The 14021-nt window shown below is 61.4% G+C and carries 12 protein-coding genes; 4 read left to right on the top strand and 8 right to left on the bottom strand.

All coding sequences use genetic code 11. The features are described from left to right. Positions 1–76: 76 nt before the first annotated feature. The 4 genes from J7U39_RS17615 to J7U39_RS17600 all read right to left on the bottom strand — a co-directional run bounded on the left by J7U39_RS17615 (position 77) and on the right by J7U39_RS17600 (position 4301). Positions 77–1066, bottom strand: a complete 990-nt coding sequence (locus J7U39_RS17615; RefSeq protein ID WP_210629356.1) for an ABC transporter substrate-binding protein — start codon at positions 1064–1066, stop codon at positions 77–79. A 208-nt stretch (positions 1067–1274) separates the two neighbouring features. Further along, positions 1275–1721 (bottom strand): RbsD/FucU domain-containing protein, encoded by a 447-nt coding sequence (locus J7U39_RS17610; protein WP_210629355.1) that lies wholly within the window; start codon positions 1719–1721, stop codon positions 1275–1277. A gap of 10 nt (positions 1722–1731) precedes the next feature. Further along, positions 1732–2751 (bottom strand): aldo/keto reductase, encoded by a 1020-nt coding sequence (locus J7U39_RS17605; RefSeq protein WP_210629354.1) that lies wholly within the window; start codon positions 2749–2751, stop codon positions 1732–1734. A gap of 47 nt (positions 2752–2798) precedes the next feature. After that, on the bottom strand, positions 2799–4301 hold the full coding sequence (locus J7U39_RS17600; RefSeq protein WP_210629353.1) for an altronate dehydratase family protein: 1503 nt from the start codon (positions 4299–4301) through the stop codon (positions 2799–2801). A 236-nt stretch (positions 4302–4537) separates the two neighbouring features. On the opposite strand from J7U39_RS17600, the gene J7U39_RS17595 reads away from it, so the two are divergent. The 3 genes from J7U39_RS17595 to J7U39_RS17585 all read left to right on the top strand — a co-directional run bounded on the left by J7U39_RS17595 (position 4538) and on the right by J7U39_RS17585 (position 8766). Next, complete coding sequence (locus J7U39_RS17595; protein WP_210629352.1) at positions 4538–5437, top strand: GntR family transcriptional regulator; 900 nt, start codon at positions 4538–4540, stop codon at positions 5435–5437. 162 nt (positions 5438–5599) lie between these two features. Beyond that, positions 5600–6724 (top strand): hypothetical protein, encoded by a 1125-nt coding sequence (locus J7U39_RS17590; protein ID WP_210629351.1) that lies wholly within the window; start codon positions 5600–5602, stop codon positions 6722–6724. Positions 6725–6816: 92 nt separating this feature from the next. After that, entirely contained in the window at positions 6817–8766 is a 1950-nt protein-coding gene (locus J7U39_RS17585) for an ABC transporter ATP-binding protein/permease (protein ID WP_210629350.1), read from the top strand. Positions 8767–8995: 229 nt separating this feature from the next. Here the strand turns inward: J7U39_RS17585 and J7U39_RS17580 are convergent, their stop codons facing one another. Both J7U39_RS17580 and J7U39_RS17575 read right to left on the bottom strand, forming a co-directional pair. Next, positions 8996–10486 (bottom strand): MDR family MFS transporter, encoded by a 1491-nt coding sequence (locus J7U39_RS17580; RefSeq protein WP_210629349.1) that lies wholly within the window; start codon positions 10484–10486, stop codon positions 8996–8998. Between the two features lie 230 nt (positions 10487–10716). Beyond that, on the bottom strand, positions 10717–11073 hold the full coding sequence (locus J7U39_RS17575) for a hypothetical protein (RefSeq protein WP_247241691.1): 357 nt from the start codon (positions 11071–11073) through the stop codon (positions 10717–10719). A gap of 230 nt (positions 11074–11303) precedes the next feature. Between J7U39_RS17575 and J7U39_RS17570 the strand changes: the two genes are divergently transcribed. Continuing rightward, entirely contained in the window at positions 11304–12440 is a 1137-nt protein-coding gene (locus tag J7U39_RS17570) for an acyltransferase (protein ID WP_210629347.1), read from the top strand. Between the two features lie 96 nt (positions 12441–12536). On the opposite strand, the gene J7U39_RS17565 is transcribed toward J7U39_RS17570, so the two are convergent. Beyond that, positions 12537–12731, bottom strand: a complete 195-nt coding sequence (locus tag J7U39_RS17565) for a hypothetical protein (protein WP_210629346.1) — start codon at positions 12729–12731, stop codon at positions 12537–12539. A gap of 710 nt (positions 12732–13441) precedes the next feature. Continuing rightward, on the bottom strand, positions 13442–13915 hold the full coding sequence (locus J7U39_RS17560; protein WP_210629345.1) for a hypothetical protein: 474 nt from the start codon (positions 13913–13915) through the stop codon (positions 13442–13444). Between the last annotated feature and the right edge of the window lie 106 nt (positions 13916–14021).

Here is a 14021-nt window from a genome sequence, read left to right as displayed (position 1 = left end):
CTCCATCCCTGCTGAACCATACCATGGATGGAAAAGGCCGCGCCGGTTTTTGAGCCGGCGCGGCCCGTCTGTCGTCTTACTTGATCTTCGGGTTCAGGAGCGCGTCGATCTTCGGATCGGCCATGTTCGCCTTGGTGACGAGGTTTGCGCCGGTGTCGACATTCTCAGGAACCTTTTCGCCCTTGGAGACGGCAAGCGCGGTCTTGATGCCGTCATAGCCCATGCGATAGGGGTCCTGAACGACGAGGCCGGCAATCGCACCGTCCTTGAGGAAACCGACCGTCTTGTCGTCACTGTCGAAGCCGATGACCTTGATCTTGTCGCCGAGCTTGTTTTCGGCGATCGCCTGGCCGACGCCCTGCGCCAGGATTAGGTTCGAGGCGAAGACGCCGACGAGCTTCGGGTTGGCCGTGATCAGGTCGGTCATCATGTTGAGGCCGGTGGTTGCTTGGCCGTCACCATACTTGTCGGCGATGACCTTCAGACCCGGATGCTTGGTCTTGATCTGATCGAGGAAGCCTTCGCGGCGCTGTTCCAGTGAGCCGACGCCGGGAAGATTGGTCAGGATGACGATGTCGCCTTCTTCCTTGCCGGTCATCTCCTTGATGGCGGCGGCAAGACCGTCGGCGGCGATGCGGCCGCCCTGGACGTTGTCGGTCGTCAGGAACGAGCTGAACGCCTTGGAGTCGGCACCGGAGTCGATGCCGATGATCGGAACCGACTTGGCGGCTTCGTCGATCGGCTTGCCGAGCGCCTTGAATTCGGTCGGCGAGATGACGATGGCGGCCGGCTTGCCGGCAACGGCATTCTCCAGAATGCTGATCTGGCCGTTGATGTCGGATTCTGCCTGGGCGCCGAGTTCCGGCACGTTGACGCCGAGATCCTTGCCGGCCTTGCGGGCGCCGGCCAGAACGATCTGCCAGTAGAAGGACGTCGTGTCCTTGACGATGATCGGGATCGTCACGTCGGCGGCAAAGGACGTGACCGGCATCGCTGTGGCGATGACGGCGGCACCCGCGAGCGCGGTAAAGGCGCGGCGGGACAGCAGGGATTTCACGATGCTCATAAAAGTTCTCCTCTCAGGATGCGTTCTCCTCCAATAAACCGGACCGCTGAACGCTGGCGGAGGGTTTTTATCGATAAAAAACATTTGCAGACAGAAGCTAGCCGAGGCGCAATCAAATTGCAAGGGCGTCAATCCAGCTTTTTTGCTACGGAAAACTCCTTCCAAGCATCTGATTTTATTCCAATACTACGATAACCTAAAATAGCTATCAGGTGAAATCGACCTCGTGCGGATGCACGACGCCCTTTTTCAAAATCAGGTTGCCATACAGCCGGAATTCGGTTGTCGCCACGATATAGGCGGCCTTGCGCGCCATCGCATAAAAGGCGAAACGCTCCACCGGCACGATCGAAAACTCGCCGGCGCGCTGGGCGACGATTTCCTGAAATTCGGCGCAGACCTCGGGCACGGCCTGCGGGTCGCCGACTACCTCCATCCGCCAGGCAGTCTCGGGTACGAAAGTGTCGAGCGGCATATGTGTCAGGATCGCCTCGGCCATCGCGGTGGCGCTGACGCCGTCGGCGCGGATGACCGGTGGGCCCATCGAGCCCGCGGGGAAATTGGCGTCTGCGATGACGATGTCGTCGCCATGCCCCATCGTCTTCAGCGCATGAAGCAGATCGGGCCCGAGCAGCGGATGAATACCTCTCAGCATGTTGTCTCCCTCAGACCCGGACCGCTTCGGCGCCGAGCGGCGGCGCAGTGAGCGTATAGGGTTCGAATTCGTCGTAGATCTCGTCGGCTAGCGGCGGCTCGACTGTCTCCATGTTGCGCGTCAGGCTCGACGGTTTTGCCGTGCCGATCAGCACCGAGGCGACGATCGGGTCGCGCAGTGGAAATTGCATGGCGGCGGCCGCGAGCGGCACGCCGTGACGCTTGGCGATTGCCTCCATGGCGCCGACCTTGGCAAGAACGTCCGCATCGGCCGGCATATAGTCGAAATGTGAGCCCGGCACCGGGCCTGTAGCGAGGATGCCGGAGTTGAAGACGCCGCCGACGACGAGCGATGTGCCCTTCTGCCGGCAGAGCGGCAGAAGTTCGGCGACCGCCGAACGGTCGAGCAGCGTATAACGGCCGGCAAGCAGGATGCAGTCGAGATCGGCATGGCGCATGACGTCGAGGCAGACCGGCACCTCGTTGACGCCGAGGCCGAAGGCAGAGATGGCGCCCGATGACTTGAGCGCGTCCAGCGCCTTGATGCCGGAATCGAGAAGCTGCTTCTGGTAGACCGCGTTCTTCGCCGCGCCATGCGTATAGACGCCGATATCATGCACGTAGAGAATGTCGATGCGGTTGAGGCCGAGGCGCGCATAGCTGAACTCGACCGAGCGCATGATGCCGTCATAGGAATAGTCGTAATCGGCGTCGAAGGAGAGCGGATTGACATAGCTATAGTCGGGAACGGTACCCGTCGGCACCGGCCTCAGCAGCCGGCCGACCTTGGTGGAAAGCACATAGGCGCCATCCGGCTGATCGCGCAGGAAATCGCCAACGCGCCGTTCCGCAAGGCCGAGGCCGTACCAGGGAGCGACATCGAAATAGCGGATGCCGCTGTCCCAGGCTGCCTGCAGCGTCTCCATCGCCTGATCGCGCGGGCAGTCGCGGTAGAGACCACCCAGGGGAGCTGCACCGTAGCTGATCTCGGTCACCTCAAGCCCGGTCTTGCCGATCCGTCTCGTCTTCATCATGCCCCCCCGGGAATTGCCTAAAAACAACAGCTTAGCATCGCAATCTAGAGCGTAGCGCCGAGATGCCAAGGCACGAATTCGTTATCGCCGTAACCGAAGATCTCGCTCTTGGTCTTCTTGCCGGAGGCCGTGTCGACGATCAGATCGAAGATCTCGCGGCCCTTGCCGCTGATCGTCGCGTCGCCGGTGGCGATCGTGCCGCAATCGATGTCCATGTCCTCTTCCATCGAGGCATAGAGCGCCGAATTGCTGGACAGCTTCAGCGACGGCGCCGGCCGGCAGCCGAAGCAGCTGCCGCGGCCGGTGGTAAAGGCGATCATATTTGCCCCGCCCGCCACCTGTCCGGTCGCTGAAACCGGATCGTAGCCGGGTGTGTCCATGAAGACGAGGCCGGGCGCGGTCACCCGCTCGGCATAGCCATAGACCGCCGTCAGCGGCGAGCGGCCGCCCTTGGCCACGGCGCCGAGCGACTTTTCCAGGATGGTGGTGAGCCCGCCGCGCTTGTTGCCGGGCGACGGATTGTTGTCGAGCGAGGCGCCGTGCAGCGCGACGTAATCTTCCCACCAGGCGATTTTCTCGTCGAGTTTTCGCGCCACCTCGTCGCTGACGGCGCGGCTGCGCAGCAGATGTTCGGCGCCATAGATTTCCGAGGTCTCCGACAGGATCGCCGTGCCGCCGGCCGCCGCCAGCAGATCGGCGGCGACACCGAGCGCCGGATTGGCGGTGATGCCGGAAAAGCCATCCGAGCCGCCGCATTGCAGGCCGATGATGATCTCGCCGATCGAAATCGGCATGCGCTTCTCCCTGCCGACATCGGCGGCGATCTCGCGCAGCACGCCCATGGCGCGCTCGACCGCGCGGCGCGAACCGCCGGCATCCTGAATGTTGAAGTGGCGCTTCGAGGCGCCCGCACCGCTCTGGCCGTAAAGCGTCAGCTGGTTGACCTCACAGCCGAGGCCGATCATCAACACGCCGCCGAAATTGACATGCCTGGTATAGCCGGCAAGTGTGCGGTGCAGCACGTTCATGCCGTCGCCGGTCGAGCTCATGCCGCAGCCCTGGTCGTGCACGATCGGCACGAAACCGTCGATGCCGTCGTAATGCGGCAGGATCGTCCGGTTCGCCTCGTCGGCGATTGCCCGGCAGACGGTGGTGGAACAGTTCACGCTGGCGATGATGCCGATATAGTTGCGCGTCGCCGCCCGCCCATCGGCGCGGCGATAGCCCATGAAGGTGCGCGCCTTGTCCTCTGCGGTTGCTTCTGCCGGCGCCGAATTGGCGGTGGCGGCCAGACGGTCGTTTTCAAAATGCAGATTATGGCTGTGCACATGGTCACCGGCCTTGACCTCGGCGGTGGTGCGGCCGATCGCCTGCCCGTATTTCACCACGGCGGAGCCAAGCGGAATATCCGCGATCGCCACCTTGTGGCCCGGCTCGATCTTCTGGCGGGCTGCAATGCCGGCAACCGTCGAACCTTCGGCGATGGCGGCCGTTGCGACCGCGACATTGTCGCCGGCCGACAGGATGATCCAAGGCTGTTTGTCCAATCTCTTCTCCCTGAAGGAAACGCTCGCTGCATCGGCGAATGCGATTGATTTTGTTTTTTATCTACAATAAACATTTTCAAGTCAACGGGAATATTGATCCTGTGGACGAGGGAGGCAATGCGCCGCAGACGATCGGAAATACGCTAATGGTTTTTTCAACAAGCTCCGGTCGGGCGCCGTTTCGCTGTTGAAGCGGAACGGCAATCCCGGCACGCGGGCGGAAAGCGGGGGATCTGATGGCAAGGCAGAATACGGTCTTCAAGGAAGCCTACAACAGGTATGCCGCGGCCCTGCGCACGGATACGGCGCTGCCGTCGGAACCGGAGATCGCAGCCCAGCTCGGCGTCAGCCGTTCAACCGCGCGCGCCATCCTCACCCGCCTCAGCGATGAAGGCATCATCCGCTGGAACAAACGTCAGAAGATCGTGCTGCGCGAGCCCACCGACCGCGACCTCTTTCCTTCCGAAGAGACGGATTCGCTGCACGACATCATCGAGCGCAGCTTCATGCGGCGCATCCTGGCCGACGATGCCGCACCCGGCATGCAGATCAACGAGCTGGAGCTTGCCCGCGAGATCGGCACCGGCACAACGAGCGTGCGTGAATTCCTGATCCGCTTCTCCCGCTTCGGACTGATCGAAAAGCGGCCGAACAGCCATTGGACGCTGAAGGGCTTCACCCGCGAATTCGCGCTCGAGCTTGCCGATGTCCGCGAAATGTTCGAGCTGCACTCCGCCGCCGAATTCGGCAGGCTTTCGCGCGAAAATCAGGCCTGGATCGATCTGGCCGCCATGCGCGAGGAGCATCTTTCCATGCTTGCCGACATCAACCAGCGCTTCAAGGACTTCTCGGTCCTCGACGAGCGCTTCCACCTGTTGATCCACCGCGCCTCGAAGAACCGCTTCATTGCCGATTTCTACGATGCGATCGCCATCATCTTCCACTATCACTACCAGTGGAACAAGACGGCCGCCCGCGAGCGCAACGAACGCGCCATCCACGAACATCTGGATTATATCGCCGCACTGGAATCCGGCGACCAGGCAGCGATCGGAAAAGCCTGCCGCGTCCACCTGCGCTCCGCCCGTCAGACCCTGCTGCAATCTCTGCCGCAGAATGTGAGCGAAAACGCCTGAGCCGAGGAGGGCTGCTCCGGTGCCGTGCCGCAGCCAAGTCGGCAAACGTCTGGGTTGATGCGAATGCTCCGTTACAGCTATTGAAATAGCTCTTTGATGCGCATGGTCGATCTCCGCCGTCGGCGATGAGCGATGGTCATGAATGGAGAGCAAGTTTCACCAATGGAAAACACCTCTGCACCCTCCACCGCTGCCGAATGGAAGCTGGCCGAATTCTTGAGCACCTATCGCTATTGGGCGGTCTTTTTGTCGTCGCTTCTTGTGGCGATGGCCGGACAAGGGTTGAGCACGGTCTTCCCCGTGATCTCGCAGATGGCGGGAAGCAGCGCGCAGACAATCGGCATTTTCTATTTCGGCTCCACCCTTGGCTGGGTGGTCGGCGCCTTCCTGGCCTTTGTCGTTGCGAGCCGCCATGGTCGGTCGGCTTTGATTTCGCCAGTTCTCGTCTGCGCGGTCGTAGCCGTCTGTTTGCTGCCGACGCCTGCGCTCTGGGCATCGCCGGTATTTCTGTTTTTGTTCGGCCTGGTGGTCGGTGCGATGCGGGCTGTCTATCCTCTGGCGGCCGCGATATTCCTGGTGGGTGGGCGGCCGGGCAAGATCGACTTCGGCTGCGTCCTGACGCTGATGTCGACGACGATCCTGATTTCAGCCTTTGCACCGGCCGTCGCCTCGTGGTTGTACGGGTTCGATCTCGGCGCCGTGCCCGTTGTTTCAGCTTTTCTGGCCTGCCTGCTCCTCGCCGTCATAGTGCTGGTGCCGGCTGGAAACCTCGCCTTCGATGAACCGCCGCGTCCTCGGCACAAACCGCTTGCACCGCGGCGGCGATCACCCCTCTTGGTCGCCATCATCCTGGTCGCACCGCTGATCCTTATTTTCCTGACGGTGCTCGGGCTCAATCTGCTGCAGGCGGGTGATTTCGAGGTCGCCCGTTCTCCGGTCGCGCTGCTTTTGGCGCTTCTGGTCCTCGGCATCGCGCTGGCCGCCTTCGTCTACCTTGCCTATTGGGTCTATCGCATCCACGGGGAGCTTGCGGGCGCCGCACGGTCGCAGCGCCTGCTCACGCCGCTTGCGGCCATGCTGATCGCCATCCTCGTGCCGCTCGGATTGCCGGTTCTTGTCATGACCCTTGGCGACCTGCTGAGTGAGCGGGCCCGCGACAGAGGCCAGGGAAATCCGATCTCGATTGCCTGGCTCGGCATCTGGAGTTTCATCCTTCCGCCGATCGCCATCGCAATGGTCCAGAAGGCGGCGAACGACAGCTATGTCCTGGGTGCAAGCAGGACCTAACGGCGACAGTAAGGCAGTGGCCCTTCGGCGCCGCCGACGCCGTGTCCCGCACCGCCATGAAACCTTCTGATTTGTACGCCGTTATGGTGCTCATGACCGACGTTACACTCAAACCGAAATCGGTCGATGGCACCGAGCAGGACGGTGCCGAAAAGACGCGCCAGGAGAAGGCATCGACTGTCGAGGTCGAGCCGCCGCAAGATGTCATTGAACCAAGTCAGAAGCTCACGCCCGAGGAGGCCGAGCAGGCGCGCAAGCGATATTTGCTGAGGCGTTTCTGGATCAGCGCCCGCCGCTACTGGGGCAGCAGTGGCGACAAGCTCGCCTGGCCGTGCTCGATCGGTCTGTTGACGATGATCTGCATGAATGTCGGCTTCCAATATGGGATCAATCGCTGGAACCGCGGGATCTTCGACGCCATAGAGCGACACGACGCCGGCACCGTCTATTATCTCAGCGCCGTCTTCGTGCCGCTTGTGCTCGGAAGCGTCGCCCTCGTCACCGCACAAGTCTATGTTCGCATGATGATCCAGCGTCGCTGGCGCTCCTGGCTGACGAAGGCGGTGATCACGCGCTGGCTGGCCAACGGTCGTTATTATCAGTTGAACCTTATCGACGGCGACCACAAGAATCCCGAGGCGCGCCTCTCGGAGGATTTGCGGATCGCGACCGAAGCACCGGTCGATTTCGTCGCCGGCGTCATTGCCGCCTTTCTGTCGGCCTCGACCTTCATCGTCGTGCTGTGGACGATCGGCGGGGCGCTCACGCTGCCGGTCGCCGGGTCGACCATCACCATCCCCGGTTTTCTCGTCGTCACCGCGGTCCTCTATGCCGTGATTACCTCGACTGTGATCGCGGTCATCGGCCGCCATTTCGTCCAGGTCTCGGAGGTGAAGAACCAGGTCGAGGCCGAACTCCGCTACACGCTGACCCGTGTGCGCGAAAACGGCGAGAGCATCGCATTGCTCGGCGGCGAGGAAGAGGAGCGTAGCGACCTCGACAAGACATTTTCCAATGTGCTCAAGCAATGGGCGCTGCTTGCGCGCCAGCACATGCGAACGACCTTCGTCTCGCACGGGTCGATGCTGATTGCTCCTGTTGTGCCGCTCCTGCTGTGCGCGCCAAAATTTCTCGCAGGCGGCATGACGCTTGGCGAGGTCATGCAGGCGGCCTCCGCCTTCGCCATCGTTCAGACGGCCTTCGGCTGGCTGGTCGATAACTACCCGCGCCTTGCCGACTGGAATGCCTGCGCCCGACGCGTCGCCTCGCTGATGATGTCGCTCGACGGCCTCGAGCGCGCCGAACAGAGCGACGTTCTGGGACGCATCAGGCACGGTGAAACCAAGGGCAATGCGATCCTGAACTTGAACGATCTCGCGGTGTCTCTCGACGACGGCACCGCGGTGGTCAAGGAAGCCCAGGTCGAGATCGCACCGGGCGAGCGGGTGCTCGTGGCAGGCGAATCCGGCTCGGGCAAGAGTACGCTGGTGCGCGCCATTGCCGGTCTTTGGCCCTGGGGTCACGGCAGCGTCGATTTCCACGGCGACCGGCGCTTGTTCATGTTGCCGCAGCGGCCTTATATCCCGTCCGGGACGCTTCGCCGCGCGGTGGCCTACCCCCGCGCCGCCGACAGCTGGACGCCGGAGGAAATCAAGGCGGCCCTTGCCAAGGTGGGGCTGGATTATCTGAGCGAGAAGATCGAGGAAGACGCGCCCTGGGACCAGATCCTGTCCGGCGGCGAAAAGCAGCGGCTCGCCTTCGCACGGCTGCTGCTGCATACCCCCGATATCATCGTGCTCGACGAAGCGACCTCGGCACTCGACGAGAAGAGCCAGGACAGGATGATGGAGATGGTGATCGATGAATTGCCGGCGGCAACCATCATCAGCGTTGCGCATCGCGCCGAGCTGGAAGCCTTCCACAGCCGCAAGATCACCTTGGAACGGCGCGAGGGCGGCGCAAAGCTCGTCAGCGATATTGATCTCGTCCCGCGCAAGGGAAGACGAAACCTGATCCTGCGGGTTTTGGACAACCGCCGCTAAAGCTATTTCAGGAGAAGGACGAAGCGGTTTCCGTAGTTACGTGGATACCGGCGACGTCATCCTCGGCCTTGTGCCGAGGATCTGAGCACGTCGAACAAGTACCTGACAATAAATGGTTCTCGTGAAATCGCGGTGCTCAGATGCTCGGCACAAGGCAGCACAAGGCCGAGCATGACGGAGGAAACGTTGTCAACAAACTGCCAGGCGCTCCCCGTGAGGAGCAACCGTGTCAATGCGAGGCCGCCTCGCTTGCCGCCGCCGGCTCTTCGCGTGCCTGGCGGTGGCCGACGGGGATCAGCCAGGTGGTGAAGAAGGTCAGCACCGCGACGACGACCACGCCCAAGAAGCTCCAGTGCAGGGCCGCGTCGAAGATGCTGCGGATCGCCGGATCGTCGGCGAGCGCCGAGAGCCCGGTCGGCTGGTTCAGTGCCTTGTGAAGGGAGGCCGCCGTTTCGCCGCTCGCATAATGGCTGATGCCGGCATTGAGGATGGCGCCGAGCACGGTGGCGCCGAGCGTATTGCCAAGGCTGCGGGCGAAGATGATCGAGGCCGTGGCGCTGCCGCGCATCGACCATTCGACGCTGTCCTGCACCAGCACGATGCTCGTCAGGCTGATCAGCCCCATGCCGAAGCCCATGAAGAAGGAGCCGGCGCCGGCCAGAACCGGCGAGCTTTGGGGCGTCAGGAACAACAGGAAGCAGGCGCCGAACGGAAACATCAGGCTGCCGACGCGCAGTGTGCGGCGAATGCCGAAGGCCCGGTAAAAGCGGCTGGAGAGCATCACCGCCAAGGGCCAGCCGACGATGAGCATTGTCAGCGTGAAGCCGGCGACGATCGGGGTGCGTCCTAGCACGCCCTGCACGTAGATCGGCAGGATAGTGGAAAGCCCGATCAGCGCCATGCCGGCAAGCAGCGTCGCCGCATTGCTGGTCGCGATCAGCCGGCGGCTCCAGAGCGCGATCGAAATGATCGGCTCCGGCGCCCGCCTCTCCTGGGCGAGGAAGAAGAGCCCCGCGACGACGAAGACGGCGAAGAGCGACACCAGGATCCAAGCGCTCGCTTCGGTTTCCGTCAGCATGACGAGCAGGGCGACGATCGAAATCGAAAACAGCACGGATCCGAGATAATCGATCCTCGCCTGCTTGTGCGCGACGTCCTCCTTCAGGAAAATCATGAAGGCGACGATCGAGACGATGCCGATCGGCAGGTTGATCCAGAAGATCCAGGCCCATGAAATATTGTCGACGATGATGCCGCCGGCTAGCGGCCCGACGACGGCCGATGTCGCCCAGACGGTCGCCATTGCGCCCTGCACGCGGCCGCGTTCCTCGAGCTTGAACAGATCGCCGATGATGGTCATCGTCACCGGCTGGATCGCGCCGGCGCCGAGCCCCTGCAGCAGCCGGAACAGCACCAGCGACATCATCGACCAGGCAAAGCCGCAGAGCAAAGAGCCGGCGAGGAAGATCAGGATGCCGCCGATCAGCACCGGCTTGCGTCCGAAAATATCCGAGAGCTTGCCGTAGATGACCGTCGTCGTCGACTGCGCCAGCAGGAAGGCCGAAAATACCCAGCTATAATAGGAAAAGCCGCCGAGCTGCCCGACGATGCGCGGCATTGCCGTCGCCACGATCGTCGCTTCGATGGCGACCATGAATGTCGCCACCATGATGGTCGCGACGACAAGCACGCGGTTCGAGCGGTGCGCTGCATTCGACATGACGGTCCTCTTCGGGTGCTCCGCGGACGCCGGAAATATCGGCAGGCTGGCTGGGTGCGGCGATCACCATGTGCGGAGGGATGCTGTTCTTGTACGACCGGAATGCCGGCCGGTAAAGCAATTCTCTTAGGCGGTCGTCATTTTGCGCGACGTCAGCGGCGGCAGTTAAATGAAGGCCCGGCGCCATCATGACCGGGCTCATTCTTTCGGCAGACTGGCGCCCGCTATTCTCACTGCTGGCATGCCTCGCTGAGCGAGCCGCTGCCGTCGGTGCAGCCGGGCGTCTGCTGGAGGTCCGGATTGACTCCACCCGGATTGATCGTGCTGCGGCCGCTGTTGAGATCGACGCCGCCATTGCCGGTGGTGCTGCCTGTCGTGCCGGGATCGGTGCCGACGGACCCCGTGCCCGCCGAGCCCGTGCCGGCGGAGCCGGTACCAGCCGAACCCGCGCCTGTATTGCCCGAGCCGCCGATAATGGGCGCCACCGAAAGCCGCCCGCTGGAATTCGCCCCACCGGCTGTCTGGGCCAGAGCCGAGCCGGCAAGACCGATCGAAAGGAGGGATATTGCGATGAGTTTACAGGACATGGTCTTCTCCATCCTTGTTGTCTCAAGGGGAAACCGGTTCGGCAGCGGCATGTTCCTTCCAATATTTCGCAGTCGAATGGACGCAAATGGGCAGCCTGACGCCGCCAGCCCTTCATCGACTGTCAACCCGCGCAAGTTGTGCCGAAGCCCATAAAAATTTACTCAACACTATCCGGTTGCCGTCGAAGATGCTAACCCTGCCCGCGGATACGAATGGATAGAGGTATCTCATGGACGCGATGAAAGGCGGCAGACGCATTGAATGTCTGGATGGTTTGCGTGGTTTGGCAGCGCTATGGGTGCTGATCGGCCATGCCCACATCCTGACGGGGTTCAAGGTGCCTGTTATCGGAGATCCGGAGCTCGGGGTCGACCTGTTCATCATGCTCTCCGGCTTCCTGATGGTGTTTCACTATCAGCGGCGGAAGGGCAGGGAGCCATGGGAGAGCCCGCAGACGTGGGCGGTGTTCTGGGCGCGTCGCTTCTTCCGCATCGCACCGCTCTACTACGTCATGCTGGTGATTGCTCTCATCGCCGGGTCCGAGATCTATCAGGCAAGGATGGTCATCGATGCGTTCAACGGCAATCCGCCGCAAGCCGCATCCCGCTATCTGGACGATGGCCTGACCAACTACCTGATGCATCTCTCCTTCCTGTTCGGCTTGTCGCCGGCCCATGCCTTCCGCACGGCGCTGCCCGATTGGAGCATCGGCCTGGAAATGCAATTCTATGCGGCTTTGCCCTTCATCATGATCGTCCTCGGGCGGCTCGGCTGGCTGAAGGGCATGCTCGTCACCGTCGGCTTGGCGGTCATTGCCGCCTGGGTGATCCATCACCTGGGCTTTCGCTTCCCGATGCCGTCGTTTCTGCCGATGAAAATGCACATCTTCGCCGCCGGCATGCTTCTCGCGGGTGCATTATGGATGTCGCAGGGCAGAGCTTACCTGGCTTTTGCGATTTCGGCTCTGCTGGTCCTCATCCCTGTCGGCGGTGACGTGACTGTGCTGCACGAAACTGTGCGCGTCGGGATCGTGGCGCTATTCTTTGTCCTGGTGCATGCCGATCGGTTTCCGGGTTCCGCCGGCCATTATTCGCGCGCGGTCAATGCGGTGCTCGGCAACAGCTTCTTTCGAAATCTCGGGGAACTTTCCTTCGGCGCCTATCTCATTCACCTGCTGATCATGCAGCCGGTGATCGCCTGGCTGATCGGCAATACCGACCTCAGCAATCCCGCTCGCTGGCTGGCGACGCTGATTGTCACCATCCCCGCCGTCTATGCCCTATCCTTCGTAGGCTACAAGTTTATCGAGTTGCCCGGTCAGACCGTCGGCAGGCGTCTGACACAACCGAGGCAGGTGGCGACCTAGACCCGCGACACCTTGCCTGCAATGCGACGGCGGGTGTGACCGGAACCCGCCGTTCCAGCCGTGACCTCATGGAATAGCATTGGCACTAGCGCTCGCTTAACTGATCAGTCGCTTGACCACGTCATCGATCGTCTCTCTGACGGGATAATAACTGGGGCCTCCATGGTTTTGGAGCGCTGAAACATAGATGTGTGTGGTGTTCGGGAACGGTCGAACGGCAACAACGTGCTCAGGATTGATGAAGATGAGGGTCTCGTTCGGCCCTGCATAGTGGAACGACACCAGCTTCATCCAGCATTCTCCCGACAGCCATTCCGCCATTGAACGAGAAAACGCGCCGTTGGTTTCACAGCGCTCTATGGATTTGTCACGGCTGCGGGGCTCCACCCAAGAGCGCGAAGGTGGGACCGCACGACGACTGCCAATAGGGGTGTAGCAGGGCAGAAGACTGCCGCGTGCGGCCCGCCAGGAAAACAACAGCGTCCTGCGAAAGTTCCCGACAAAGTTTGACTTGAACAGCTGTACAAGAAAAGCGTGTCTTTTGGCGCTAAAGGGAAGATCATCTACAGAGTTTTGACTGAAGCTGAGAGAAAAAGTTGGATCGCGCAGGCTACAAAGGGGTGCGCGCGGAGACAGGAGACTCCCTCTGCGCGATCCAGGCGGAACAACGTCCCTCCGGTCACAGCAGTTCCGGTACTGTAGCGTACACAGATAATATTATTCCGCCAGTAAAAAGCCGCGATAAACCCATGGGGCAATTGGCATCGGAGGAAAGCGTGAATGAAACGCTACATTCAGATTATTTTACACTCGGCCAGGTTGGCGCCAATCTTTAAGACGTATGCCGACAGGCGACGCCCTAAGCTTGCAACTTCTATCTTCGGTATAATGCCCAGCAGTTCGCCTATGAATTCTCGCGCTGTTACTCACGGTCTGACGCAGATCCTCGTGTTTTTCAAGGCCGACGGAAGTTTATCGGCAGTACCGAGACAGCCATCGTTTCATTCGCCATCGATCATTTTGAACTTTCGCGCCGCCCGAGGGCAGAGCATCGTGAACTGCTCGATCAGCGGCGGCATGCCTGAGGCGCACGACACATCTGCATCCTCTGGCAATGGGAAAGTGACGCGCAGCGGTTCTCCGCCAGCAGGAAAGAAGGACAGGGTGCCCTTGCGGCAATTGGCGGTGGAACGGTAAGTGTCCTTCCCATTTTGTTTCATGTACATCGCCACGCACTGCTCTACAGTCAATTTCCCTCCATGTGCGGTCGTCTCGCCTCCCGGGTCTCGCTCGCAATATTCCTGGAGGTTGGCCTGATTGACGTTCCCTTCCATAACCGCAGTGCTCGAATCGGTCCCGGTCCTGCTGACCAGCGTTCCGTTCCATCCGCTACATGAGGCCAGAGGGAAATCCTTGGCTTGGGCGGGCGACATGGTAAGGGTGAAAAGTACGGTACTCAGAAGCGATATCCTCATAGATCCTCCTAATTGCTGGGCTGCTCGCGCTCGATCGACATCGGTCGCTCATGCGAGCGCAAGTGGCAGTCCGACCGTCTTGGGAGAAGAAGCCCACCACCTGCTG

Origin of the sequence: Rhizobium sp. NLR16a, from assembly GCF_017948245.1 — a bacterium.
GTDB lineage: Bacteria > Pseudomonadota > Alphaproteobacteria > Rhizobiales > Rhizobiaceae > Rhizobium.
This window is presented reverse-complemented; position numbering and strand designations above follow the sequence as displayed.